Genomic DNA, 26085 nt, shown 5'->3' with positions numbered 1-26085 from the left:
CCCCATTCCCCTAATAAGGATCTGAATCAAACCGCCCCCGTTTCACGCTTCTAAGGTAATAACCTCTTGTGGGTAGGTTCCTCAGGTTAAAGGTGTCTCCACGGGGAACGCGCCAAATTTTGTAGTCGGTAAATGTCAGCGGTGTTCGAGGTTTGCATTCTTCGGGTGGATGATCTCCTAAGACAAAATAAGCTGCACCCCGGCCCATGACTTTTGCCTGACCGTATTTATCGACTACAACTGATGTCTCTTCGCTAATGGCTACGCCTAAGGCGCTTTTGGATATGCCATCCTGGATTTGACGGGCGATGAAAGCCATAATTCGCCCCATTCTTTTGCGCCTGTCGAAGTGGGTATCGATAATGGTTCCCCGCAAATGACTCCAGGGGAAAAAGTCGTAAGTAAAAGTAATATCTCGGTAAGGGTCTTCGAGGGCGTCTCTGGTTTCAATGCCTTCTTCGGAGGAAGCACAAGCATCATAAACGAAATCGCTTTGAATCATCGCACCCGCGCTAGTGCCACCAATGCCACCGCCTCTGGCATAAACTGATTCGATGGCGGTTTCTAATTTGGTGTTTTTCCAACTGCGGATGTATTCACATTGGTCGCCACCAGCAAAGAAAATTACGCCGGCATTTCTCACTTTCTCAAGAATGTCAGGTCTGTTGGCATCTCGGCGATTACTAATAACCAGTGTCTCAACAAGATTCACACCCTGCATATTGTAAATTAGCCGATTGTAATCATCGCTACCATAAGTGCGAAGTACCACAACATTTATTTTGGTGGAGTAGCTAGTAGATCCCCTAACTTGATGAATCATCCACTGGATTGCTTCTTCCACATCGGGGCCACCCCCACCTAAAATATGCACGGGGCCGGCTAAAGGACTGGATGAGGGAAAACGAAGATCGAAAGTTTTGTTGGGAACGTCGGGTATCAGGTATGCTCGAAGACGGGCAATGATTGAGGTTCCCATCTGCATCAACTTGGTTCCGAGATTCCTTAACCACTTTGCTATGTTTGGGAATACCTTTGTCATAAAAATCTGCTGGTGCAAACCACAATTATTGCTCACTTTCGCACCAGAAAGGGGAGAATTTCCAGCGTACATGGGTTGTACTGTTTGTTAACGCTTAATAGCCATGAGTAATCTTTAATTCTCTTGGTTATATGCTGAAAATCTCCGCGTTGCTTGTAAGTTTTACAGCCAGTCAGTTTGCGATCGCTCTTTGACTACTCGCTGATATACTGCTTCTGTTTGCTTGGCTAGTTTTGGCCAGCTAAAGCGTTGTCCTAAATCTTTGTAAGCGTTATCAATCAACCATTGCCGATAACCTGGATTATATAAAACCTCCAAAATTCCCCAAGCTAGAGATTCAGGGTTATTGACTCCAGTGACAATGCCTGTTTTGGTATGTTGCACTACTTCTGGGAATCCACCTGTATCGGAAACCACTACGGGAACGCGAGAGGCAAAGCTCTCTAAAGCCACAATACCAAAGGGTTCATAAAGACTAGGAAAAACGGCACAGTCTGCAATGGTTTGAAATCTGTCTAAGTATGAATCAGAAATAAAACCAGTAAAATAGCATTTATGCCAAATTCCCAAATCCCAGGCTTGACGCTTGAGATGTTCGGTATTACCGCCACCGATAATCACAAATTTAACGTTACCCGCCATTTGCCAAAGTACCTTGGGCGCAGCATTAAGTAATACAGATACACCCTTTTCATATGTCATGCGACCAACATAATAGACAATTTTTTCATGGTCGGCAGCAAATTGACGACGAAAATCTTGAGCATGAAAATCTTCGCGGCGGTGCTGTTTTTTTTCTGGACGAATGCCGTTATAAATCACATCTATTTTGTTCCCTGGACTTTGTAGCGCTCGTTCGATTTCCCGTCGCATATATTCGGTACAAACAATAATCCGCCAAGCATTGTAAGCCAAAAGATTTTCTTTGTCATGAATATATCGTTGAGTGTCAGTGTGAATACCGTTATGGCGCCCAGATTCAGTGGCGTGAATTGTCGCAATTAGGGGAATTTTAAAATTATGCTTTAAAGCGATCGCCGCGTCTCCAACTAACCAATCATGAGCATGAATGACATCGAACTGCCCTTCCTCCAAAATTAACTTCCCACCATGATGTCCCATACTTTGGTTGAGATTGACTACCCAGTGAAAAAAATCGTTACTAGGTGCCACAGGTACCCGATGTATATGTATACCCTCGACTATTTCATACATTGATGCCTGACCGAACTCTGCGGTAATCAGGTGAATTTCATGCCCTCGCTTGACTATTTCTGGGTACAACTCTGCCACATGGCGGGAAATTCCGCCCACTATCCTCGGTGGAAACTCCCAACTTAGCGCCAGTATCTTCATTTATTAATCTCTCCGGTAATTTAAAAATATCTAAAAAAACTACATTTATCTCAAAATACAAGTTACACAGGAATGTTAATGAGTATATTTACTCCATTTTTTTGATGAAACTAATCAATCAAAATAACATAACCATAGAAAGACGAGGAAAAACTTCTACTTTTAAGTAGACTATGCTAGCGATCACGTGCATGATCATGTACAAATCAATCCTAAATAATATATAAGGAAAAACAATCAGGTCTTTTCCCCCTCATCCCCTCCTCCCTCATCTCCAAAATGCCCCCACTTGGTGTTGCTACCGGTCGTTCAACTCAAACTAAACCTAAAATTACTCCTACACTGTGGTTGTTATTGGTGGGAGTGAATCAATATCAAGATGAGCAATTACCATGTCTCCGTTACTCAGCAGTTGATTGTCAAGTATTAGCAGCAGCTTTAACCAGCGCCACTCAAGAGCAATTCGCTCAAAAAAATATTAATATTTATCACGATTTTGCTCCGCAACCGCCGCTTTTAGCAACAGTACGCGCCAGCTTACAGCAAATCACTACAAAAGCTCAACCACAGGATACAATTCTGTTTTACTTTTCTGGACATGGAATGCTGCAAGCCCATACTCAGCAAGCATTTCTTTGTTTAGCAGATACACAAAAAGATCATCTGGAAACCACAGGTTTAGCTGTTCAAGAATTATTACAATTATTAGCTAATAGTGGTGTCCAAAATCAGCTAATCTGGCTGGATGCTTGTCATAGTGGGGGCATGACATTACGAGGACTAAACCCCACACAGCAACTGGTGGCAGTATTACAGCAACGCGCTGCTAAAAGTAGGGGTTTTTATGCTTTACTTTCTTGCGACACAGACCAGCAATCTTGGGAGTTTCCCGAACTAGGACATGGGGTATTTACTTATTATTTAATGCGGGGTTTGCATGGAGGTGCTGCCGATGCTCAAGGTGTAATTTCGGCTGATGGACTTTATCGCTATGTGTATCACCAAACCTTGCAATATATTGATAAAACTAATCAACAGTTAAGATTAATCAACCAGCAAAAACGCGGCAAAGGAGATACTCAACTTTATAGTGAATATCCTCTGCAAACGCCTAAACGCATTGTTGAAGGTATTGGCGAATTAATCTTAGGAAATATCCCCGCGATCGCAGAATCTTTACCCCCGAGAATAGCATTAGTATTAGAAGGCATTAGAGGCTCGCAAGCAGCATTAGATTTTAGTAAAGTTTTGGGTGATGCTGGAGCCTTTGAGTTAGAGTATTTGCCCCGTTCTGGAACCACCACAGCTAAAGATATTTGTGCAACCATCAAAACCTGTTTGCGTTCCACCCATCAATCACAGCAACCGAAAACCACAGAACCAGCAATAGTATTGTTATATCTGCGTGGGCGAATCGAAGAAACCCCATCAGGAGAAGCAGCAATAGTATTGTTAGATGAGATTTGGTTAAGTCGTTCTTGGTTAAGACAGCAGTTACGGCGTTCTTCAGTTATCCAGCAAATCATTATTTTAGATTGTCCATTGGGTTCCCACAGTGTGTCCCTACAAGATTGGGTAGAAGACTTGCAACTTGATACGGAAAAAGGACAGTGCATCATTGCTGCGACTTTTCCCAAAAACAACTCAGAACTATTTACCCAAGCACTCACCGAGACTTTAAAAGCAGCAAAGAAACCCGATGGTTTATCAGTAGCAGCTTGGATTACCCAATTGCAAATTCATTTAGCCACACACACACAATTTACCCCCTCACCACTGCATATTTGGCTATCTGGTACCCAAGGCGTCATAGAAATCATCCCCCCCAGTAGCTCATATAACCACAAAAAAACCACATTAGATTTAAGAATTTGCCCCTACCGGGGATTAAAAGCCTTTAGCGAAGACGACGCCCAATATTTCTACGGTAGAGAATCCTTAACTCAGCAGTTACTAAGTCAACTGGCTCATAAATCCTTCCTGGGTGTAGTCGGCGCATCCGGTAGCGGTAAATCTTCTGTAGTCCAAGCAGGACTAATAGCTCAGTTGCGCCTGGGTAAACAACTCCCTGGTAGTGATTCCTGGTTAATTATCAACATTCGTCCCGGTACAAGTCCTGTGGAAGCATTGGGAGTGGGGAGTAGGGAGTATGGAACTCGGGGCGATGGGGACTGGGAAACTTCCCCCCTGCACCCTTCCTCTTCCCACATCCTGGAAGCCATGCTCTACCAGGGAGTAGAAGGCTTTGTCTACTGGCTACGTAGCCGCCCTGAGCCGATGGTGGTTTTGGTAGTAGACCAGTTTGAAGAATTATTCACCCTTGCACCCAGTGAAGATAGACAACGGTTTTTAGATTTGTTGTTGGGAGCAATCAAATATGCGGCTGATAAGTTTAAATTAGTGTTGACTGTGCGGGCTGATTTTATCGCTGCTTGTTTGGAAATACCCGCACTGGCTCAGTTATTGCAAGAATCAAGTGTGTTAGTACCACCCAAGTTGAGTGATGAAGACTACCGTCGTGTGATGCTCAACCCAGCAGAACAAGTGGGGTTAAAGGTCGAACCGGGACTAGTGGAAGTTCTCTTACAAGAGTTAAACCACTCGGCGGGTGATTTACCACTATTGGAATTTGTACTGGAGCAATTATGGGAGTTTCGTCAAGCAGGTGAATTAACTTTAGCTGCTCATAAACAGCAAATTGGTGGTATTAAAGGCGCATTGGAACGCAAAGCCCAAGAAGTTTACGAAAGTTTAGATAGTCCAGCCCAAGAATGCGCGCGCTGGATTTTTCTCTCACTCACACAATTAGGGGAAGGTACAGAAGACACAAGAAGGCGAGTTTTGAAATCTGAGTTGGTTGTGCAGAAATATCCAAAGGCTTTGGTAGAAAGGACTCTTGTCACTTTAACTGCGGCGAAATTAATTGTAGTGAATTTAGAAGATGAGGCTGTAGTTGAGGGTAGCAAAGGCGAACAAGTTGACTCTATCACTGCATCTGGGGCGGTCACTATTGAAGTTGCTCACGAAATCCTCATCCGCCACTGGTCAACATTACGCTGGTGGTTAGAAGAAAATCGTAGTCGATTGCGATCGCAGCGTCAAATTGAACAATCAGCAGCTTTGTGGCAACATAATCAGCAGCAGTCAGATTTTTTGTTACAAGGTAACCGTTTGGCGGAAGCAGAAGAAATTTTTGTCAAATATACAGATGAATTATCTGCTGATGTGCAATATTTTATCTCTGCTTGTTTAGCTGCTAGAGAACATCAACAACGTGAACAAAAAAAGCGTCTGCGACAAGCTCAAATAGCGGTGACAGTTATCAGTGTTTTAGGAATTTTTGCTAGTGGTTTTGGCGGTTTGGCTTATTTCCAAAAGCAAACGGCTCAATTAAGAGAAATTGCAGCTTTAAATGCATCGTCCCAAGCCTTTTTATTATCTCATCAACAATTAGAAGCTGTGATTGCTAGTGTTAAAGCAGGGCGAGAAATTAAACAAGTTTTTTTACCATCACCAGAAATTAAATTATCTACAGCGGCGACCTTTCAACAAGCTATTTACCAAACTCAAGAAATTAATCGGCTTCCGGCTCACAATCAACAAGTTAATGCCGTAATTTTTAGTCCTGATGGTAAAATTTTAGTTTCTGCAAGTGATGATAAAACTATTAAATTGTGGCATCAAAATGGGAGTTTAATCACAACTATTTCCGGGAATAAAAGCAGAGTTACAGCTATTGCATTTAGTCCTGATGGTAAGTTATTAGCTGCTGCTGATGCTGATAATTATATTAAAATTTATGATATTCATGGTCAATTAATCAAAACTTTAACTGGACACAATGATATTGTTACTGATGTAAGTTTCAGCGCTGATAGCAAAATACTGGCTTCAGCAAGCCTGGATAATACTGTCAAAATCTGGCAAACTGACGGCAGGTTAATTAATTCATGGAAAGCTCATGATGGCTGGGTAAATACAGTTAGCTTTAGTCCTGATGGTAAAATTATTGCTTCTGGTGGTGAAGATAATTTAGTAAAGCTTTGGCAAGTAGATGATGGTAATTTAATTACAGTCTTAAGAGGACATCAAGGACGGATTACCAGGGTGCAATTCAGTCCAGATAATCAAGTTTTAGCTTCTGGCAGTGGTGACAAAACTATTAAAATATGGAATAATCAAGGTGAAGTATTACAAAATATAGAAGCTCACAGTGAGCAAATTAACAGTATTAAATTTAGTCCAGATAATCAAATTTTAGCTTCTGCTAGTGGTGACAAAACTATTAAAATATGGCAATTAAATGGTAACTTATTAAAAACAATTCAAGGACATGGTGAAGCAGTTAGAGATATTAGCTTTAGTATTGATGGTCAAATTATCGCTTCTGCTGGTGCTGATCACACTATTAAATTTTGGCAACTAAAACAAGATAAACAAGTACAAGTTAACGATATTCGCAGTATTAGCTTCAGTCCAGATGGTAAAACTTTCGCCTCTGCAAGTTGGAATGGTGATATTAAAATTTGGCAAAAAGACGCATTGATAGTTAATAATTTTTCAGCACATAATGATATTGCTGATGCAGTAATTTTCAGTCCAGATGGCAAAACGTTAGCTACAGCTAGTGCTGATAAAACTATTAAAATCTGGGATAGCAATCATCAACAGTTAATCAAAATCCTCACGAGTCATGAAGATAGAGTAACTAGCATTAGTTTTAGTTCTGATGGTAATTTGCTGGCTTCTGGGAGTGCTGATAATACAGTCAAGCTATGGCAAGTTAATAGTGGTAAATTATTAAACACCTTGACTGGGCATACTGATGAAGTGACAAGTGTTAGTTTTAGTTCTAATGGTAATTTACTGGCTTCTGGGAGTGCTGATAATACAGTCAAGCTATGGGATGTGAATGGTAATTTAGTAAAAAATTTAACTAACCATACATTAGCGATCGCCTCTGTAAAATTCAGTCCACATAGCAAACTTTTGGCTACCGCTAGTTGGGATAATACCATTAAACTTTGGCGTGTAGCTGATGGTGAGTTACTTCATACCCTGACTGGACATACAGATGGTGTAACTAGTCTGAGTTTTAATGGTCAAACATTGGCTTCTGGTAGTGCTGATAATACTATCAAGTTATGGAGTATTCAAGATGGTAGTTTATTAAAAACTCTCTTGGGACATCCGGGTAAAGTTAACAGCTTGAGTTTCAGTCCCGATGGTAAAGCATTGGTGAGTGGTGGTGATGATGCGGGTGTGATGCGGTGGAATCTCGATTTAGATGATTTGATGCAGCAAGGATGTGATCGGATTGCCAATTATCTTCAGCATAATGCCAATGTTAGTCCAGGCGATCGCTTGATTTGTCGAAAGTGATGAATCATCTTCAGGTACGCAAAAATTGCTGAAAAGCTTGATTTGTTGAACCGCCCGCTTTCAGGTATGATGCTGATTCTGAGGGTCAAAATGCACTTTTAAAAATATGCGTAGGCGTAACCCATTGCAGGTATCACTGCTTAAATTGTCTCATTTCAAGTCCGTTTAATCACGTTACCTTGCATGACAGAATAATTCTTTGCATGAAACTATTACCCACTAAAAACTAAAAGTAGTCCGAATAGTACCCACAAAGATGTCATTATTGCGGGAAATATGACCAGGGTCAGTCACAATAAAAAACCCAGGAGTAATGGCAATATTATCATTCACTAAATAACGGTAAAACACCTCATAATGAGTAGAATTACCTGTATCAACCGCTGGAATTAAAAAACCTGCATTCAATTTTGGCGGTAAACCAACCAGAAACCCAAACAAATCACCCTTTCTCCCAAAGGGGTCATATAAACCCAAAGATAATAAATAGGTACTACTGAGAACAGCTGCATCAGATACAACAGAGTCAGTCACCATTAACCCACCCCAAGCACCAAAAACTACTTTCTCAGTTAACTGCCATTGCAGACTACCATTAAGAGCATGGATTTGAGCAGGTTCATTAATCCCACCAGATGTATCTGCATTACTGCTACCTGTACCCGTATCTAATTGACCAGTTTTAGAATAAGCATTCACATAAGCTAAACCTGTAATTAATGAAGGATTTGGCTTGTAAAGTACCTGTACTCCCAAAGCACTATGGTCTGCACCAAATAAACCCCCGTTACTATCGTTGCTGTTTCTTGTTCCGTAAGCAAACTGTAGACGGATGGTATCAGATGCTAACCAGTCAAAGCCTACACCAGCACCCAGACTCCCAATTTTAAATACAGGTGTGGAACCGGCAAATAAAGAAATCGCACCTTGACCAGCACCCGCATAAGGTGAATTGACACTGAGAACACTACTTAAGCTAAAGCCTACAGGTTTAAAGGTAAAAACCACGCGATCGCCTAATCCCGCAACACGATATTCTAGAGAATCTAACCGCACGTCATTGTCATAATCTGCTTGCCAAGACAATCTTGCCATGTTGGTGTTAAACGCATTAGGATTGCCAAAGCTATCATTGGCAGAATTTCCTGATACTAAAGCCAAGCGAAAACGGTCTTTTCCAGTGAAGGAAGCAGCTAGTTGTAGTTGGGTGAGATGGGTAAAAATTGTGTTAGCTTCACCCCTCCCCGGAGGGTCGCCACCAGAACCAGTTGCTAACCCAAAAATTGCTTGTCCACCTAAAATTACTGTAGTAGAAAATTGCTGTGCCTCTATGTTGGCGGTGCGCGCTTCTAAATTATCAATTCTATTTCTTAAAACTGCTAATTCTGGGGCAAATTCTGTTTGCAGTTTTTTGATAATTTCTAAATCTTCTTGTCTCGCTAAATTAATGAATGCACTACTTCCTAACCCTGTCTCAATGGCAGCCATCACAGCATTTAATCCGGCGGCAAATTCATAACGAGTCATGGCGCGATCGCCTTTAAATGTACCGTCAGGATAACCAGCTATTACGGCATAACGTTCTACTAAAGATTGCAAGGCGAGAAAAGCCCAGTCACTCGGTTGGACATCCGATAATTGTGATACTGATGTCACTTGCTCTAAGCTACTATCGGGTGATTGAGCTATTACCGAATTATCTACATCTGTAACTACAAAATTTACATTATCCACAGAAAAAAAATTGCCCTGGTCACTTTCAAAAAAAGATACATCTGAGGCAATTGTCAGAGGATGATAATTTTCTGCATATGCAGTTTCAGTCAAGCAAAATACTGCTGCTCCCGATAGAAGCAATAAAGCTTTTTTATTCATAAATCTCACCCACACCTGATATAAAAAAAGGATATTTAAAAATTAGCGATCGCGTGCAATCCCAGTAGTTAAACTACCACGATAAGGAATACCCACTCCTGGGGCTTCTCCATTGACTCCAAACACTTCTATTTGGGTGATTTGACCGTTAGCATTAATCACTGAACCACTGGCATTATTGCCACTTAATCCCGCGTTATTACTAATACCTGTATTTCCATCAATGGTGACTGTGTTCTCGTCAAAATCAACTGAGATATTAGTTTGGGTAACAGAACTACCATCTGGGGTAAAATTTACAGTATTATCTTGATTTCTCACAAAAGTCCCATTAGTTACTTGAGGGTTAGTAATTCTCACAGAAACTGGTGGACGCGGATTTAAATCGCCTTCTGAACCATTCAGTGCATCCGCTAGGAATGTTCTAGTAAAACCCCGGAATCTTTGGGCTTGATTTCTTAAAGCAGCTAATGTTTCAATTCGTACTGCTTTGAGTGTCTCCTGGACTGGAACTGATTCTTGCGCCACAACATTTTCTTGTCCTGGCCCCAAACCTGTAGTTAAAGAAATACTGCGATAAAAACCTTGCAAGTCAAATTCCTGGACGTTACCCACCACACCATTTCTCACGGCTACCGTCTGACCACCTTGTAAAGCTACAGTTTTTTTACCTTGTTGGTCGGATATTTTAATATCTCCATCAGTTAAAGCAAATACCTGTGTGGCGTTGCGTGTCTGGTCATGCATCACCATGACAGCACTAGCCTTTTGTGCAGGGAGAAATAGATTATTTTGGCTGATTTTATTGTTTTTGTTGGCAGCAATGAATGTATTATTTTTCTGTGCAGTTGTGGGACGGACTGCCAATATTTGAATTTGACTTTCTGGGGTTTCTACTTCTGTACCTACACTACCTGGCGGACTTAAAACCAAAGCTGTACCATTTTCCAGCTTAAAGATCATTTCATTCAAAGCCAGGAGATTCCGCAATTTAAAGCGACGTAACCCTGGTTCAAAGCGAAAAGTACTACTTTGATCCACCCGAATTAAAGACTTATCGTTGAAAAATAATTGCGCTTCCGAATTTTCACCTGTTCTGACTGCATCTCGCGGTACTATCACATCTTGTGGTTGGGCTGGGCGTGCAGTTTGGTTATGCAGTAGCAGTTCTACAATCTTAATCAGCTTATAGACTTCAGCACGGGTTAATAACTGGTCTGACTCTGCCAGTACTGGAGTCATCCAAGATAAAGTTAACAGAGTGCTAATAATTAGCTTCTGATTTAATGACCGAATTAGCCACTTCATCACAGACTACCTTGAGTAATAATGTTGAGTGCGCTTAAAAGTTTGTTAATTTTATACTACTTATACTAATAGCGCTTTTCCGGAATCCTATATATTAAGTTTCTTGGAGAGTAGATGTAAGCAAAAATAAGTGGCACAGCGATCGCATAAATTTATGTTAATCCCATGAAGATAGAAGTATCTACCGATACAGTTGGCTTATGTCATCGCCTCTTGACCACCTTGTCAAAATTGAACTCAGGCTACCATCTTCCCATCCCCAGCTATTGGCAGGATTGGATATCTGGCTACGCTTAGGTTTGATATCGGATACCCAAGTCAGGCAAATATGCCGAGAGTTTCTTGTCTGTCCGGTAATATTCATCCCCCAAGTTCAACCGGAAACAGCTATTTCTGATGCTGTAAAACCTTTACCTGTAGAGGCTTTAACATCTAATAGCCGCCGACAAACTCCCAAACCACCACCAGAACCCAACTTTGTCACCTCAATGTTGCAATCGCTAGGGGCAGAATTAAGTGTCCGTTGGCTATTGTTTTTAGGTTTATTTTTAGTTGTGGTTTCCTCTGGCGTACTGGCTGCTAGTCAGTGGGAAAGGTTTCCTGCCTCTGGACAGTATGGGGTATTATTCGCTTATACCTTGAGTTTTTGGGGATTTAGCTTTTGGGCTAACAGGCAAAATAATCTCAACTTAACAGCGCAAACATTGCTAATTGTCACCCTGTTGTTAGTACCAGTGAACTTTTGGGCAATGGATAGCTTTCAGTTGTGGCGATATCCTGGGGACTGGTTGACACTGGCGATCGCCTGTCCTATCCTGACATTAATTACTGTTGTACTCTGCAAAAATCGGGCTGTTTTTGCCCATTTACCACCTGGAAAATTACCTTTATTCAATATTTTAGGACTGAGTTATCTGCATTGGGGTTGGCAACTACCCAACTTTCCTGTAATTGCTATTTACGTGGCAATGATAGGTACAACTATTATTACTATTTATCACAATCGTTACCAACAGCAGCCCCCAAACACTCCAGCTAATCAAAGTCAGCAGCAGCCAACATTGGGGATGAGTTTATTTGCTGCCGTAATTATCTATGCGTTGGGATTATTATTAGTCCGGGCAATTTTTGTTAATGGAGTAGATGTAACTCAGTTAGGTTTAGCCATTGGCATTTGTGGTTGGTTGGTAACGTGGTTAGCACAACACAGACAACCCACATCCCCCCAAATACCTTGGCAATCTCTGGGGGGAATTTTACTTGTTCTCGGTTGGTTGGTGACAGTATTCAATCATCCGGGACAAGCCATAGCTGTTAGCGGATTAGGTTTGTGGTTTGTCGGTAGTCGCTTGCACAGATATAACTTGCGGGTTGACTTGGCGGCATTTTTTGCTATTGGCTTACAGACAGTTTGGCTGGGTTGGCGATTAGTCCCGGCTGAGTTCCAGAAATTAGCGATCGCCGTGGGTACCCAACTCACTTATGCTCAAAATGAACCTTGGGCATTGCTGAGTGTAGCTTTATTTCCCTACTTAATTTTCATGGTGGCGGTGTCCGACCGACTACATCGCGCCCAAAAGCCCCAATTAGCTCGATTTGGCGAAATTTTAAGTTTGTTATTGGGCATTTGCTTAACCACAATTGCCCTAGTTAATCCCACACTGTTAACGCTTAATTTACTATTTTCTACCATCACTCTCGCAGTGATCACCAAACGCCGTTCTCTGCCCTTTTTGGTGTTTCTCACCCATATCGTGGGAGTACTCACACTTGCTTCGACTATTCATTGGTTATGGCCAACTCTGGCTGTACATATTTGGGCAGGCATTTTGTTGACACTCATGGTGGCAGAATGGGTATTTGCCTTTAGTGGCGATGGATTATGGCGATATAGTGCATGGTATATCGGTTTAGCACTAGCCACTCTCAGTTTCGCCCTCTTGTGGTTCAACGCTGAATTAGTTTGGTATGGCAATGTTAACCCTTGGGCTGATTGGGGTGTAATTTGGTTACTTACTCCTGTGACTCTTACAGCCTTAGCTAGTCGGACAAATACACAGCGTCGCCCGATGACCACTTTCTTTAGTGTCATAACTGTCATTATGACCCAGCTATTGACTTTACCTTTACCAACAACCAGATTGATTGGTTTGGGTGTAGCTACGGCGGTGATGTTCGCCAATACGCGTTATTTAAGAAATCCAGCAACGGCGAAACTGACTATCGGTTTTGCTCTGAGTTTTATCGGGGCCTTATTGTGGGCAAGTATACCCGTTCGCCTGACAATAGCCGGGTGGTTTGTTGCGGGTGCGATCGCTATTTTCTGTTTATGGTTAGCCAAAACAACACTAAATCGACGTGATGGGGAATTGGCAACTATATATGCAGTCGCCAGTGATCAATGGGCTATCGCCTTGTGTAGCCTTGAGTTATTGGGGATGACGTTACATTCGACGTTGGTTTATCAGGGAATAAGTACACCAGGATTATGGTACTTAACTGCCATAGCAATCACTTTAGCCGCAATTACTTACCGCAGTTGGCAATCACCAAGCAATTGGGCATTTTATGGCATCGGTTGGGGTGTGGAATTGTTCATCGCCGAGGTGCTGGGTTTTGGGGAACAGGCAATTATTCACATTGCTATCGCTAACATTGCTTTAGGTTTAATCACTCAACTGCTAGGCGAATGGTGGCGACGACGATACCAACTAGAAAGATTACCTAGTAGTTTCCACATTTTACCCTTAATCTATGGTGCATTTAGTGTGGTGCTGCGTTTAGATACTTTTACCAACTGGACAGGGTTGTGTACTTTAGGCGTAGCTTTGATTCTCATTGGCGTAGGAAGAAGAAGGGAGAATTTCCAACCGCTGCTGTATTTAGGAATTATTGGTGTTTCCCTTGCTGCTTATGAACTGCTGTTTTATCAGATGTTGCAAGCCTCAGGTGGCGGATTAGGTGATGGTTTAATTGCCATGTCTGCTCTAGGCACTAGCATCATGTATGCTTATCGCATCCTCACCCCCTGGATTGTCAGCTACTTACGTCTGACTTACCAAGAACTCAAAGGTATCGCCCATGTCCACTGGTTGTGGAGTAGCTGCTTATTAATGGCGGCCATTCCCCTTCCTATCGATGTTAACCGTTTGGTGGGATTAGCAACTGGGGCATTTTTGATTAGATATGCCTTCTTTCAAGGACGGCGATCGCCTGATGTCCCGCGCTTTTTTGGCACCATTACCATCGGAGAAATGTGGGTTTACCTGGGATTATTACAGGTAGCAGCCATGAGAGTTTACTGGCGCGAAACAGCCGTTGGACAATGGTTAGGTGGCCCCTTAGTACCTTGGAACGGTGCGATCGCTTGCGTAGTTGCCTATTTTCTCTACATCATACCTTGGGAGCGTTGGGGTTGGTCGAAAAGACCTTGGCAACAAGTCGCCTACATCATACCGCTAATCATTTTATGGGAAACTAGACTGCAAGTTTATCCCATTACCTTACTGCTAGCGGCTGGCTTTTATATCTTCTTGGCCAAGGTGGGTGAAAATATTCGCTGGACATATATCAGTGTGGCATTAATTAATGCGGCTTTGTGGCGTTGGTTTAATGACTTACTCTTGAGTGATGATTTATGGTATGTGACACCCATTGGCTTATCACTGCTGTATATTGCCCAAGTAGACACTCAACTGAAGTTACCAGAATACAAAACAGTGCGCCACAGTTTACGCATACTCGGCATTGGTGTAATTTGTGGATGGGCAATTTTATTTAATCGAGGCACACCCTGGATACCAGGAATTTTTAGCCTTGTGGCTATTTTTACTGGATTAGCTTTACGAATCAGGGCTTTTCTCTATGTTGGTACAGCTACTTTCTTTATTATCAGTATTGATCAACTAGTGATTTTTAGCTTACGCTACTCCTTCGCCAAATGGGTTGTGGGCTTGCTAGTGGGTATTATCCTGATTACCATTGCTGCCAACTTTGAAACTCATCGGACTCAAATAAGTTCGTTTGTTCGCAACATCAAGGATGAACTTCAAGAATGGGACTAATGTACTAGATTAGTCAATATCACCCGCATGGCGGCGGCGATTTCTGGCGTGTGCGATCGCAATGCCTGACCTCAGTTGTCGTCAAGTTTAAATATTAACGTGAGTTCGATGGCTTAAAAACACTATTTTTTCGTACCAAACTGTAGATTTTTTGCCCCTTCCCTCGTAGGGAAGGGGTTGGGGTTAGGTTCCGTCGAACTCACGTTAAATATTAAGGTACATTTTGATTAATGTGCCCTATTTTGTGATGCAGAACGATTTTATTCGCTAACAATCAGCAATATATAGAAATACAAACCAAAGCTTTCTTTTTTATTAATGTTTTTTTAACCTAAAATATTCATCAAATAGTGGGTCTTAGTAAGTGCTTTGATGCAATTAATTTAAAGACGATGTAAAAAACTTTCCGCCTTTATCCATTTTTAAATCGTTTACAGCATTAGCGATGCGTCTATATTTTATCAAGAATTTATAAATTGTTTCTTGCTTGACTTGACAGTTTCAACGTGTTTGGCTATTAATAATACTCACAAATCGGATCGAGCTACTATAGCTATTATTTGTTGTAGAGAATACAAAAAATTACTCAAATACCATTGATAGCAATTGCTGCCTCTCAGGCAAAAAACCAAAAATTAGGCTGATTTTCTCTAATTATTCTTGAATTCATTCAATATTGATAGCTTGCAATTAATTTTATTTATTTTTTGATGTTTAGTTTTAATTATCAAAAATTGTTTTTTTGTATTTTAAAATCAGGTTAAGAACAGCTAGTTGATTGCTTAAATACGTAATTAATTTAAATTAATTTTTAACCGCTTGACTAAGTAATTGCTTTTAAGTAATATAACTCTGTCATCAGATTTACGCACTGCAAGTTTTAACCAAAACTTAACCTAATTTGTGCCGAAATATAATGTTATTTCACTTCAGATACTGAAGAGTAACCACACCTTAAATTCAATATTTCTGACGTTGAACAAACAATTTTTGCTAACAGTAACTGAGATAGTGAAATTTTCTCCAGCACAAATGTCAGATGCGGACATCACAAGCACATTGAAGTTTAAATAATTAGGAATAGAAGTCGATGAAATTCAACAAAAAAGTAGCGATCGCGTTAGTTGCAGTTTCCGCTAGTGTATTTGGCTTCGGTTCTGTAGCCTCTGCTGGTGAAGGTGGTGCAGCTGGAGCTGTAGCAGCTACACTTGACGCTGATGGTTTGGTAACTGAAATGGCTGCTGCTGGAGCTGTCGGTAAAAATGATGCAGCTGCTACAGCTGCTGGTAACGGTGGTATTGTTTCAGCTTCCGCTTTGGGTAGCGCTGGCGTCATCGAATTACTCAGCGATAACGGATTGTATTCCTACTCCGACTCTAATTTTAGTGAGAGCGAAGTTTACAGCAACGTTACTCTCACAGGTGGCGCAGATACAGCTTTAGGAGACAGCCAAGCTAACTCCATTGCTACCTTCACCGAAACCCCCATTGGATCTATTGAAACTGGATTTTAGTTTTGTTAGGCAAAATATATCCATTTTTCCGGGAAATACCAGAAAATGATCAGGGTATCAAGAATTAAGGCGACAAACTGATACTGTCCTAAAATTCTCTCTACCCCAACCCTTTTGTGTTTATCTGTTAGAGACACGATAGCCTCGTGTCTCTAGCTTATTGTATCCAAAACACTCAGAAATGCTAGTCACATAGGCTAAATAGCAGTAGTGCAGTTTCATTTATAAGTAGACTGAAAATTTGATTTTTCCAGGTATTTCTGGAACTTCTGTTACAAATGTTTATAAGTATTTCGCTTCGCAAAAATTTAAAACTAGCATTTGTACTTTTATTTAGTTCAGCAACAATATTTTTTTCCAAAGCAGTTGGCGCTCAGATATCTACAAATACATTAGAGTTGGACGGTTTAAATAGTAATGGCAAATTAAACTTGTCACCAACCTCTGAAGCAGAAAATAACAATCAAACATTAAGAGTAGCAGATTTAGCACCAAATAATTCTCAGTTTCCGTCTTGTACTACCAGCCACGCCCGACAACAAGAATTTAACGCAGTTACGGATTTAGATCAAATTAATTCTCAGCTACAATCTTGTACTCCTAATAAACTTAGTCAAACAGAATCGAATACTAGACAACTAGATCCACTAAAGCCACCATCAGATCCACAGCCTCAAGCTGATGAAATAGAAGTTGAGCAAATATCTCCCAAAAAAGAACCACCCCAAATAGATCAAAATTATATTATTCCCCCCAGAGTCGCTGATCCGCAAAAAATACGTCCACGCACAACTAGCATCCCTCTTAATGGTGTATTAATTAATCATTTAACTCAAGGACAACTAGGTGTAGGTTCAAGCTTTAGTAATCTTCAAAATACTACTTTTAATGTTAACGGAATTATCAAGCTTAATAGCCAAGTCCAAGAAAATTTGACAACCAATAATATTTTTACTGTAGACCAAACAGGAGAATATCTACAACTGCAAACGGTGAGAAAAGCCAGAGAGATTATGGTTAATCTCAAAGAACCCCAAACTGTATTAGGTACAGACCTCCAATTAAGCCTGACTGCTTCTTGTCTCTTACCGGATACTAACCCAGATGATATATGTACATATACTCCTGGCTTAACATCTACTGATATTAACCCTGATACCCTGATACCAAATCGGATTTTTCAAACTGCAACAGTAGGTGATGTAGTAGCGCCAGAAACACTAGCTGCAATTCAGCAACCGGGTTTTCAATCTGGGGCTAATGGACAAGAAATTGGTATAAACTTATCTTTACCCAACACAGGTTCATTTCTTGGTAATAGTACTGGTAATCAACTTTCTATCACCAGAAGGGAAGAAATAGAAAATACACCAGCAGCAGTTTATTCTAGAATTAGACAAATTATCAAAGTTAATGATCGTGAAGCTGTGATAGGGCGTACAGTACGGGGATTTGGATTCATCTTGAATGACGAAAATACTTTACTAAATACAGCCTTGCAACTAGGATATAGTTTGTTTCCAGATATTAACCCTAGCATTGCCGGATCAGCGAATCGAGTCAATTCTAATGTCAATAATAATTTATTTTTAGCTGCTAATAATGTCCGGCTACCTGCTAATAGTTTTACTGCTTATCATGGAGGGATCGGGCGAGCGCAGAGTGTTCCGTCCAAAGCAACAAATTTAACTCAAATACCTGCTGCTAATTTTAATGGTATCTGGTTAGGTGCTTCTCCTGTAATTAAACGTAGTTCTGAACTTAGTACGCGTTTTGAACAAATTAGTCCCCAGACAGTTTTATCTGAGGGTGGTGAAGAAGGTGGCTTTGACTCTAATGTGAGTTTTGCTTCTACTATTAATAATCAAAATTTTTCCACAGCAGAATTACAAAACTTTTATGCTCAAGTCTATGTGACTATTTTAAATCAAGAAGTTAATAATGTAACATCTAACAGATATCGAGAAGCAACCAAATATGTACCACATCTCAGTTTTACAGGAAATATTACAGGAACACAGGATGTTTTGAGATATTACACTGGTATCATAGGTGCCGACCAAATTAAAGCTTATGGTGGTGCAGATTTTACTAAAAATACCTCCAATGGATGGAGTTTTTCCGGTGGTGTAATTGCCTATGTTAATCCTGATGTTGACTACTACAGTCAAGTCGTAGGTAATATCGCTAAACGCATCACCTTGAGTCGAAATAGCAATTTAGTCCTATCCACTGGAGTTAATTATGCTTTTGATAGAGAAACTCGCCCCAACGACTTTGTGAATTCATTGACATTGAGAACAAGAGTCAATTTAGGTAATACTTGGTTGGCGTTAACTAGCTACGTGGGAGATGTTGTCCCCGATTCAATTAAAAATACTCTAGTCACAAGTTTGGGTATTCAATTTAACCGCAACTTTGCCTTATCCGCATATTATGCACCGATTAATGAAAATGCTGGACGCTCTGTGTATGGTACAACAGCAAGTTTTACACTCGGACAAAATCAGAATAGTCCCACACTCAATCTATCGTGGAGAAATAATGAGTATGACTATGGCACTGATAGTTCGGGTAATCAATTAGCAGCAAAGGAGAATATCTTCAGTATATTTGTGAGGGGTCGTTTTTGAACGACTTACTTAGAAACTGTGACTACAACCTGAGGATTTAATGCCATTTGTTTTAACATCTGGGTTTGCATTTGTTTATACTGCTGCTTTAACAAGTTTTTGCTCAAATGAGCTTGAGATGAAGGTGGTAAACCTTTACTTTGTGCTACCCAGGTTTTCAACATTTGCTGCTGATGAGGATCTATTTGACTACTAAGAACTTTGACGCAGGAATGGGGCGCTTCTAAGGTAAAGCAAATCAAAGGGTAGCTTTCTTTGTTGGCTAATGCATACACCAATGCTTGATTTTGGAGATTTTGCATATCCAGATAACAGGGTAACCATTTCGGGCCTAGTGCTAGAGTATAAAGTGCTGTCACCCACAACAGCATCGGATGTGGAGAGGTGATGAATATAAATTGGTGACAAACCTGAGAATCGGCACGTTTTTGGATTTCCTGTTGAGACAACATCAGCCATAGTGTGGCCATACTCCCTTGTGCAGTATCTAGCAACTGAGGAAAAACAATTTCTTGAATCGGTTTATTTTGTGGCCATGCAAGTTGCTTGCAATTTTTTTCTCTGAATATAGGTAATCCAGTCGTTACAGGTATATTACGGGTGGATGGGGTAGCTAAGGTTGTGGGCCAACCAGGACAAATAGACTTTTCTACACTATTTAATACTTGTAAGATGGTAGTCATATTCTGGGGGCGATCGCTTGGTATTTTCGCCAGACAAGCCATAATTAAATTATTCAGCTGCTGAGGTATTTTCAGTTGAGGATTAACCTCTGCGATCGCTCGCGGGGCTTCAAAATGATGTGCTTTATACCAAGCCCCAAATAAATCTGTTTCTGGCTCCCAGGGTTTAGCACCGGTGAGCATTTCAAACATCAATACTCCCACACTATATATATCAGAGCGACTATCTAATTCGCTACCCTCTAATTGTTCGGGAGATGAGTAAGGCAAAGTGCCGTTAAAGCCTTTGTTGGTGCTAATAGTAGCAGTAGAGTTTAAAAATTTTGCTATACCAAAATCTAGGATTTTGACTAACTGACCTAATATCGGGTCGGGGACAACTAATATATTAGCTGGTTTGATATCTCTATGAACTAAAGGATAAATTTTTCCATCGATATTAATACCTTGATGAGCGCACTGTAACCCCAAACAAATCTGACGCGCCAGGGCGACAAACTTAGGCAAAGGCATGGGAATTAAATCTTTTAAACTTTTACCATTGAGATATTCCATCACATAAAAAAGTTTCCCCTCTTCACTGATGCCGTAATCATGTGCGCGCACAATATGTAGGCTTTTTTGACTTAATGCTGCACTCATTAAGGCTTCACGGGCAAAGTCCTGTTTCATTTTGGCGCTCGAAACAGTTTGAGAAAGGAATTTAATGGCAACGGGTATTCCCCCTAGTAAAATATCATCTGCTAAAAAAACTTCTCCCATACCACCCCTGCCAATTAAGTGCTTGAGTTGATAGCGCTTGGCCAGCAACCCTGTATTATGTGGAGAAGTAAATGCACTTTGATTCACTTGTACAACCTCTATTGTCGCTGCATTTTAAAGTTTCATCAGATAAAATTTTCTCTATAGCATTTCCCAATGAGTTGTGAAAATATCCTCTGGATTTTTGCTATTTTTTATGTTTACATATCCGAATTTTTATATTCTGATTGCTACACATATTGATTAATCATGTTTAATGAAATTTAAAAATCTCCCGAATATTTTAGCCACCCAAGTTTTAAAATCATTCCTTTGAATTGGGTGATTGACTGACAATTTTTTCATAATTTCCGTTTTTAATTTTTCATACTCTGATTTTAAAAGAGTTTTAGCTTGGCTTGCAGAAATTAAGGCATTTGATTTTTGGTTTAGCATTAACCAATCTGTAAGTTGCTGACGTTGGACAGCAGTTAAAGTTAAAGTCATGACGTGGGCGCAACGCGTCGGTTCTTCCAAGGCAAAGAATAATAAGTGATAATAGCCTGTATCTGCTAGAATCTTCACTATTTTTTGCCCTCGATTATCTTTCATATCGAGAAAATAAGATAACCAACGTGTTAGAGAAAGTTGGGCATCATATAGCACTGTTACCCACATTAACATGGGATATATATTCATTTTGGCAATAAATTCAGTACTATGAGTTTTTTCTAAGAAACTGGCGATTTCCTGTTGGGGTAGCATTGCCCAAAAAGTAGGTAAAATGCCTTGAGTACTATGCAATAAATGAGGAAATCCTATAGGCGCAATTGGTTTGTTTTTAGGCCAAGTTTTCTGTAAACACTCTTTTTCAGTGACAGAAGTTAGCGGTACTAATTGCAATGGCACTACAGGTTTTTGACTATCAATATCGCTATTGTTTTTTGTATTAATTTTAACTTTAATTGCTTCTAAATCGTCTAGTATTTGACCAATATTTTGCGGGCGATCGCCTACTTCTTTCGCCAAACATTTTATGACTAATTTTTGTAGTTCTGGTGGTATTTTAACTTGGGGGTTTACTTCTTCAAATGTAGGAGGCAGTTGAAACCTATGGGCTTGATACCAACTACCAAAGGAATTAGTTTGTGTTTGAAACGGATGTTTTCCTGTGAGCATTTCAAACATTAAGACTCCCAAACTATATATATCAGAGCGGACATCTAATAATTTGCGCCCTTCCATATGTTCTGGAGAACAGTAAGGTAAACTACCAATAAAAGAATCGGTTAAAGTCATACCACTACGTTCTGTTAAGAACTTAGCAATGCCAAAATCAAGAATCCGCACAATTTCGCCTTGTTTGGCATCTTCAGTAATAAATATATTTTCTGGTTTAATATCTCGATGCACAATCGGATAAATCTCACCTTTGAGGCTAATACCTTGGTGAGCGCACTGTAAACCTAAACAAATCTGAGAACCAATATCTAAAAATTTTGATGGTGTTAGTGGCTGAGTTTTAAGAATATTTTTTAAATTTTTTCCCTGAAGATATTCCATAACATAAAAGGGCGTTTTATCTTCTGTAACGCCGTAACTCAAAACTCGGACAATATTTTTACTTTTACGACCAAGTTGAGCGCCAATAAAAATTTCTCTAGCAAAACGTTGGGATATTTGCTGATTTCCCAAACTCATCATCAAAATTTTTACAGCAACCAGCATCCCTCCCTTGGCTACATCTTCTGCCAAGTAAACTCTACCCATTCCCCCTTTGCCAATCAAATCTTTTATTAAATAGCGATTATTTAAAAATTTTCCAATATAAACGTCTACTTCAGTTTTGGGATTCAGCATCTTGGGAAATTTTACGCTATAAAATAATTTGTTAACCCTAACAACAGGTATAGAAGCATACCTTTAATCTTTTTATTGTAATCAACGAATATCTCAATAGACTTATAAAATAAATCATCTAAGATAAAGATTAAAATAATCCTAGGTTAACTTTTGATAAAAATGTTACGTATCCTTATGCAAAAAGTCTTAAATATTATGTAACATATTGATTATAGTAAGCGTATGAGGAAATTCACTGAACCAATAAATCAACTAGATCAAATTGCCTAGTCATAACAGTAAATCCACGGTCAAACAATTTTAAATTGACGTTAACATAGCGAATATTTTAGATTGAAAGAAAAATTTTCTCATCCAAAATTAAAAATATCAAATTGGTAGGATAAATTTAGGGCTGTAAGTTGGGTAATAAACGCCGGATGAATTTCATAATTGGTGATTCTATTTTGAGTTTAAAAGCAAGAATTTGGTTACGTTGTAATGAATGAAAATTATTGTCACTAACAAGAATTAATGCGCGCTGTCCATCTGGTAGCCGAGGGCCGAGAGTTAAACCTTCGATGTTGTCTAACAATACATCTAACTTGCTCAAATTTAATAACAATTTTTTACTGACTGGTTGGATGTTTGCAGATTCATCTGCTAAAAGACTATTGATATTTTGAATTTCATCAGCGCCTTCTAAAGAAACTTGAAACAGGGAAAGAGCAAATCCCAAACCAGCAAAAGACCGCTCTATACTTAAGAAGTGTCCTTGATTATCCAAAGCTAATAAATCAGGTAATCCACTAGCAAACCTACCAGTCAAATTTAAAATTTGCGGGACTGGTTCTGTTTGGTACAGAAATTCTTTTTCTGGCTGATGGGTGAGCAGATTATATTGCAAAATCCGGCAAGGACTACCAAGGTTTGGTTTAGCGGCTGGCCCATCTTGAATTAAAGCATTTTCGGTAGCTGTAAATAAATGCTGATTGTTGGGGGTAATGGTGAGGCTTTCAAAAGCTAAATTGTTGCGGATACCTTGATTACCATTTTTATCGGGTAAGAATTTATTTGGTATGGGTAATTTTGCTAGTAGCTTCCCAGAAGATAAAGAAAATTCTTTAATCAAAGGATCAATTAATTGTCTGACATCGCCTTCAGAAGAAATGAAGACAGTTTCTCGATTAGTGTAAGCAATACCTTCTGTGTCGGTTTCACCCGCAGGAAATGTTTGACCATTTTGATCTAACAAAGTAGTTACACCTACAGGCTGAACATCACCATTTTTTAGATAACCTTGGCTTAAGTCTATTTTCAGAGTGTAGAAACGGGCTGGTGCTTTTTGTCCTCGATCATCGGAAATGGCATAATACAAATCGTTCTTGGCATCGTAGGTAATTCCTGATAAGCCACCAACTTCAGTTTTTTGGAAAATTAATCCTTTGGGTAGAGTTGCTTCACCAATAAATTCTATACCACTAATTTCAACGGCATCTGTAGATAAATTTATGAGTAAAATGCTAAGAATTAAAATTGTAATCCCAAAATATATAATTCGGGGAAACTTGAAAATTTTTTTGATTAGCTTCATGAAGAAAATTGCTAATTAATTTATTAATTTAGGCGATCGCCTCTTCTAAAATATCTACCAGATGCGTCTAGAACAGGCAAGATGCCTGTTCCACAATAAAAAAGTTAGTTAAAAACTAGTATTGAGTGGGTAAACGGTGCCGACGACGCTTTTTACCAAATTTGAAAGTAAAAAAGTTGTTTCTATTTTGTTCATAAGGTGTTGCAGATTCAACGCTGGGTAGTTTGTTTTTTCGCCAATGATCAATTGAATAAATATTGAAGCTGCTTGCCGCTAGTAAAATAAATAGTACCAGAGCGTAACTTATCATTGATGTAGCTGCACCCCAGTTCTGGACTGAGGTAACACCCAATTTTAAGATAATCATCAAGATAAAGGTTGCTATGAGGGAACCGCGAGTTGCTAACCCAATTGTGATTAACACGCCTACGATTAATTCAACTGGGGGTACTAGGTAAGAGTTGATTCTTACCAAAAATTCTGGGAAATAAGAATTTTCTAGTTGCTCTACTGTTTGTTCTACAAATCCTGGAATGTCGAAGATTCGAGTAAATCCATGATTAAAGTAATTTACACCGATGAGAATACGCAACAACAAATAAGCGATCGCAATATCCTTTTGTCTCAGACTAATGTATGGCTTGTGTTCATTCATTAACTTAACTCCGACTCTAGGAATTCAATTTGATTGACGGCAATTGCAGGAATAATGTTTACATAGACAGAAGTAAACGCACAGCGCGATCGCCTAATAAATAGGTATAAAGCCAAGTGAGTAATACTAGCAAGCGGCTACGGTATCCCGGTAGGTATACTAGGTGGACTCCTAGCCACATCAACCAAGCTAAAAAGCCTGTAAATGTGAAATTGCCAATTTTGCCGACACCAGAGTGACAGCCAATAATTGCTAATCGGCCTTTGTTGAAATAGCTAAAGGGTTTTGGTGCTTTACCTTGTAGCTGCTTTTGAATATTGCGCGCCACCGCAACGCCTTGTTGCAGTGCTTCTGGTGCTACCCCAGATAGTGGTTTACCATTTTGCTCTAAATAAGCTAAATCCCCAATAGCATAAACATGGGGTTGCTCTAACACTTGCAGGGTGGGATGAACTACCAATTTACCTTTTTTAGCGGTGGCTAGTTCTTCAGATGTTTCCGGTGAGTTGGCTTCTAAACCTGCTGTCCAAATTACGGTAGCACTGGGAATCACTTCATGGTTTTGCAAATGCACCGATCCTGGGGTGACTTCGCTGACTTTGGTTTGTAAGTAAATTTTTACTCCCAACTGGCGTAACTTTTTATAAGTATAAACTCCTAATTTTTGGGGAAATTCCGTTAATAAGCGATCGCCTGATTGCACTAAAAACAGTCTCACTTGTTCTATATCTAGTGTGGGATAATCTTGGCGTAACTTACCTCGGAACATTTCTACTAAGGCTCCCGCCATTTCTACACCAGTAGCACCACCGCCGACAATCACAAATGTGAGTAGTTGTTCTTGCCGCAATCGATTTTTTTCCTTGCTAGCGCGTTCAAAACAAGAGATAATTTGGTTGCGTAATGCCACCGCCTGTTTTAAAGTTTTCAGAGCAAAAGCATATTCTGCGGCTCCAGGAACCTCCAAAAACTGAGCTTGACAGCCAGTAGCCATTACCAAAAAATCATAAGCGATCGCTGCATGATCTGTTTTCACAATTTGCGCGGTAAAATCAATTCTCTCCACCTCAGCCATGCAAAACTGGACTTTGGGCTTACCGTTGTGTCGTTTCCCAGAAAATCGCCGCAAAATCGTGCGGATAGGATAAGCAATATACTCTGGTTCCAATTGACTTGTAGCAACCTGATACAGCAGAGGGACAAAAGTGTGATAATTATGACGATCAATTAATAATACGTCTGCTCCAGAATTAGCTAAAGATTGGGCAGCTTGTAATCCACCAAATCCAGCACCAACAATGACAATGCGGGGACTTTTCATGAAGTTTGCGTGATTACAGATAGTGAAGTACTCCGGCTTGCTTCGCTGAAACCGGAGCTTCAGTAAAACAACCATC

At 40.0% G+C, this 26085-nt stretch carries 13 protein-coding genes; 4 read left to right on the top strand and 9 right to left on the bottom strand.

Annotated features, from left to right (window positions below; genetic code table 11):
- Nucleotides 1-10: 10 nt before the first annotated feature.
- Both ACM0OT_RS15970 and ACM0OT_RS15965 read right to left on the bottom strand, forming a co-directional pair.
- The gene (locus ACM0OT_RS15970; protein WP_414565351.1) at nucleotides 11-1042 is read right to left on the bottom strand and encodes a cyanophycinase; all 1032 of its coding nucleotides are present in this window, start codon (nucleotides 1040-1042) and stop codon (nucleotides 11-13) included.
- A gap of 162 nt (nucleotides 1043-1204) precedes the next feature.
- A complete protein-coding gene (locus tag ACM0OT_RS15965; RefSeq protein WP_414565350.1) occupies nucleotides 1205-2398 on the bottom strand; it encodes a glycosyltransferase family 4 protein in 1194 nt (397 codons plus the stop codon).
- 279 nt (nucleotides 2399-2677) lie between these two features.
- On the opposite strand from ACM0OT_RS15965, the gene ACM0OT_RS15960 reads away from it, so the two are divergent.
- A complete protein-coding gene (locus tag ACM0OT_RS15960; protein WP_414565349.1) occupies nucleotides 2678-7780 on the top strand; it encodes an eIF2A-related protein in 5103 nt (1700 codons plus the stop codon).
- A 219-nt stretch (nucleotides 7781-7999) separates the two neighbouring features.
- Here the strand turns inward: ACM0OT_RS15960 and ACM0OT_RS15955 are convergent, their stop codons facing one another.
- Both ACM0OT_RS15955 and ACM0OT_RS15950 read right to left on the bottom strand, forming a co-directional pair.
- Nucleotides 8000-9655 (bottom strand): iron uptake porin, encoded by a 1656-nt coding sequence (locus ACM0OT_RS15955; RefSeq protein WP_414565348.1) that lies wholly within the window; start codon nucleotides 9653-9655, stop codon nucleotides 8000-8002.
- 42 nt (nucleotides 9656-9697) lie between these two features.
- Nucleotides 9698-10963 carry a FecR domain-containing protein gene (locus tag ACM0OT_RS15950; RefSeq protein ID WP_414565347.1) on the bottom strand — a complete coding sequence of 422 codons (1266 nt, stop codon included), beginning with the start codon at nucleotides 10961-10963 and terminating at the stop codon, nucleotides 9698-9700.
- A gap of 200 nt (nucleotides 10964-11163) precedes the next feature.
- On the opposite strand from ACM0OT_RS15950, the gene ACM0OT_RS15945 reads away from it, so the two are divergent.
- The 3 genes from ACM0OT_RS15945 (at nucleotide 11164) to ACM0OT_RS15935 (ending at nucleotide 19173) form a co-directional block, all read left to right on the top strand.
- A complete protein-coding gene (locus tag ACM0OT_RS15945) occupies nucleotides 11164-15027 on the top strand; it encodes a DUF2157 domain-containing protein (protein ID WP_414565346.1) in 3864 nt (1287 codons plus the stop codon).
- Nucleotides 15028-16117: 1090 nt separating this feature from the next.
- Nucleotides 16118-16540, top strand: coding sequence for a hypothetical protein (locus tag ACM0OT_RS15940; RefSeq protein WP_414565345.1), 423 nt, complete (start codon nucleotides 16118-16120; stop codon nucleotides 16538-16540).
- Nucleotides 16541-16818: 278 nt separating this feature from the next.
- Nucleotides 16819-19173, top strand: a complete 2355-nt coding sequence (locus ACM0OT_RS15935) for a hypothetical protein (RefSeq protein WP_414565344.1) — start codon at nucleotides 16819-16821, stop codon at nucleotides 19171-19173.
- Nucleotides 19174-19178: 5 nt separating this feature from the next.
- On the opposite strand, the gene ACM0OT_RS15930 is transcribed toward ACM0OT_RS15935, so the two are convergent.
- The 5 genes from ACM0OT_RS15930 to ACM0OT_RS15910 form a co-directional block, all read right to left on the bottom strand.
- A complete protein-coding gene (locus tag ACM0OT_RS15930; RefSeq protein WP_414565343.1) occupies nucleotides 19179-20705 on the bottom strand; it encodes a serine/threonine protein kinase in 1527 nt (508 codons plus the stop codon).
- 156 nt (nucleotides 20706-20861) lie between these two features.
- Complete coding sequence (locus ACM0OT_RS15925; protein ID WP_414565342.1) at nucleotides 20862-22457, bottom strand: serine/threonine protein kinase; 1596 nt, start codon at nucleotides 22455-22457, stop codon at nucleotides 20862-20864.
- Nucleotides 22458-22848: 391 nt separating this feature from the next.
- Nucleotides 22849-24033, bottom strand: coding sequence for an esterase-like activity of phytase family protein (locus ACM0OT_RS15920; RefSeq protein ID WP_414565341.1), 1185 nt, complete (start codon nucleotides 24031-24033; stop codon nucleotides 22849-22851).
- A 115-nt stretch (nucleotides 24034-24148) separates the two neighbouring features.
- On the bottom strand, nucleotides 24149-24688 hold the full coding sequence (locus tag ACM0OT_RS15915) for a DoxX family protein (protein ID WP_414565339.1): 540 nt from the start codon (nucleotides 24686-24688) through the stop codon (nucleotides 24149-24151).
- Between the two features lie 58 nt (nucleotides 24689-24746).
- A partial coding sequence (locus tag ACM0OT_RS15910; protein WP_414565338.1) for an NAD(P)/FAD-dependent oxidoreductase occupies nucleotides 24747-26085 on the bottom strand: 1339 nt, incomplete at its 5' end.

The sequence above is a fragment of the Anabaena sp. CCY 9613 genome, from assembly GCF_963920895.1.
GTDB lineage: Bacteria > Cyanobacteriota > Cyanobacteriia > Cyanobacteriales > Nostocaceae > Cyanocohniella.
This window is presented reverse-complemented; position numbering and strand designations above follow the sequence as displayed.

Excerpts from the sequence above, each read along its gene's own strand:
- ACM0OT_RS15960 (WP_414565349.1), top strand. The coding sequence starts at position 2,678 with ATGCCCCCACTTGGTGTTGCTACCGGTCGTTCAACTCAAACTAAACCT.
- ACM0OT_RS15940 (WP_414565345.1), top strand. The coding sequence starts at position 16,118 with ATGAAATTCAACAAAAAAGTAGCGATCGCGTTAGTTGCAGTTTCCGCT.
- ACM0OT_RS15955 (WP_414565348.1), bottom strand. The coding sequence starts at position 9,655 with ATGAATAAAAAAGCTTTATTGCTTCTATCGGGAGCAGCAGTATTTTGC.
- ACM0OT_RS15945 (WP_414565346.1), top strand. The coding sequence starts at position 11,164 with ATGTCATCGCCTCTTGACCACCTTGTCAAAATTGAACTCAGGCTACCA.
- ACM0OT_RS15915 (WP_414565339.1), bottom strand. The coding sequence starts at position 24,688 with ATGAATGAACACAAGCCATACATTAGTCTGAGACAAAAGGATATTGCG.
- ACM0OT_RS15920 (WP_414565341.1), bottom strand. The coding sequence starts at position 24,033 with ATGAAGCTAATCAAAAAAATTTTCAAGTTTCCCCGAATTATATATTTT.
- ACM0OT_RS15950 (WP_414565347.1), bottom strand. The coding sequence starts at position 10,963 with ATGAAGTGGCTAATTCGGTCATTAAATCAGAAGCTAATTATTAGCACT.
- ACM0OT_RS15965 (WP_414565350.1), bottom strand. The coding sequence starts at position 2,398 with ATGAAGATACTGGCGCTAAGTTGGGAGTTTCCACCGAGGATAGTGGGC.
- ACM0OT_RS15925 (WP_414565342.1), bottom strand. The coding sequence starts at position 22,457 with ATGCTGAATCCCAAAACTGAAGTAGACGTTTATATTGGAAAATTTTTA.
- ACM0OT_RS15970 (WP_414565351.1), bottom strand. The coding sequence starts at position 1,042 with ATGACAAAGGTATTCCCAAACATAGCAAAGTGGTTAAGGAATCTCGGA.
- ACM0OT_RS15935 (WP_414565344.1), top strand. The coding sequence starts at position 16,819 with ATGTTTATAAGTATTTCGCTTCGCAAAAATTTAAAACTAGCATTTGTA.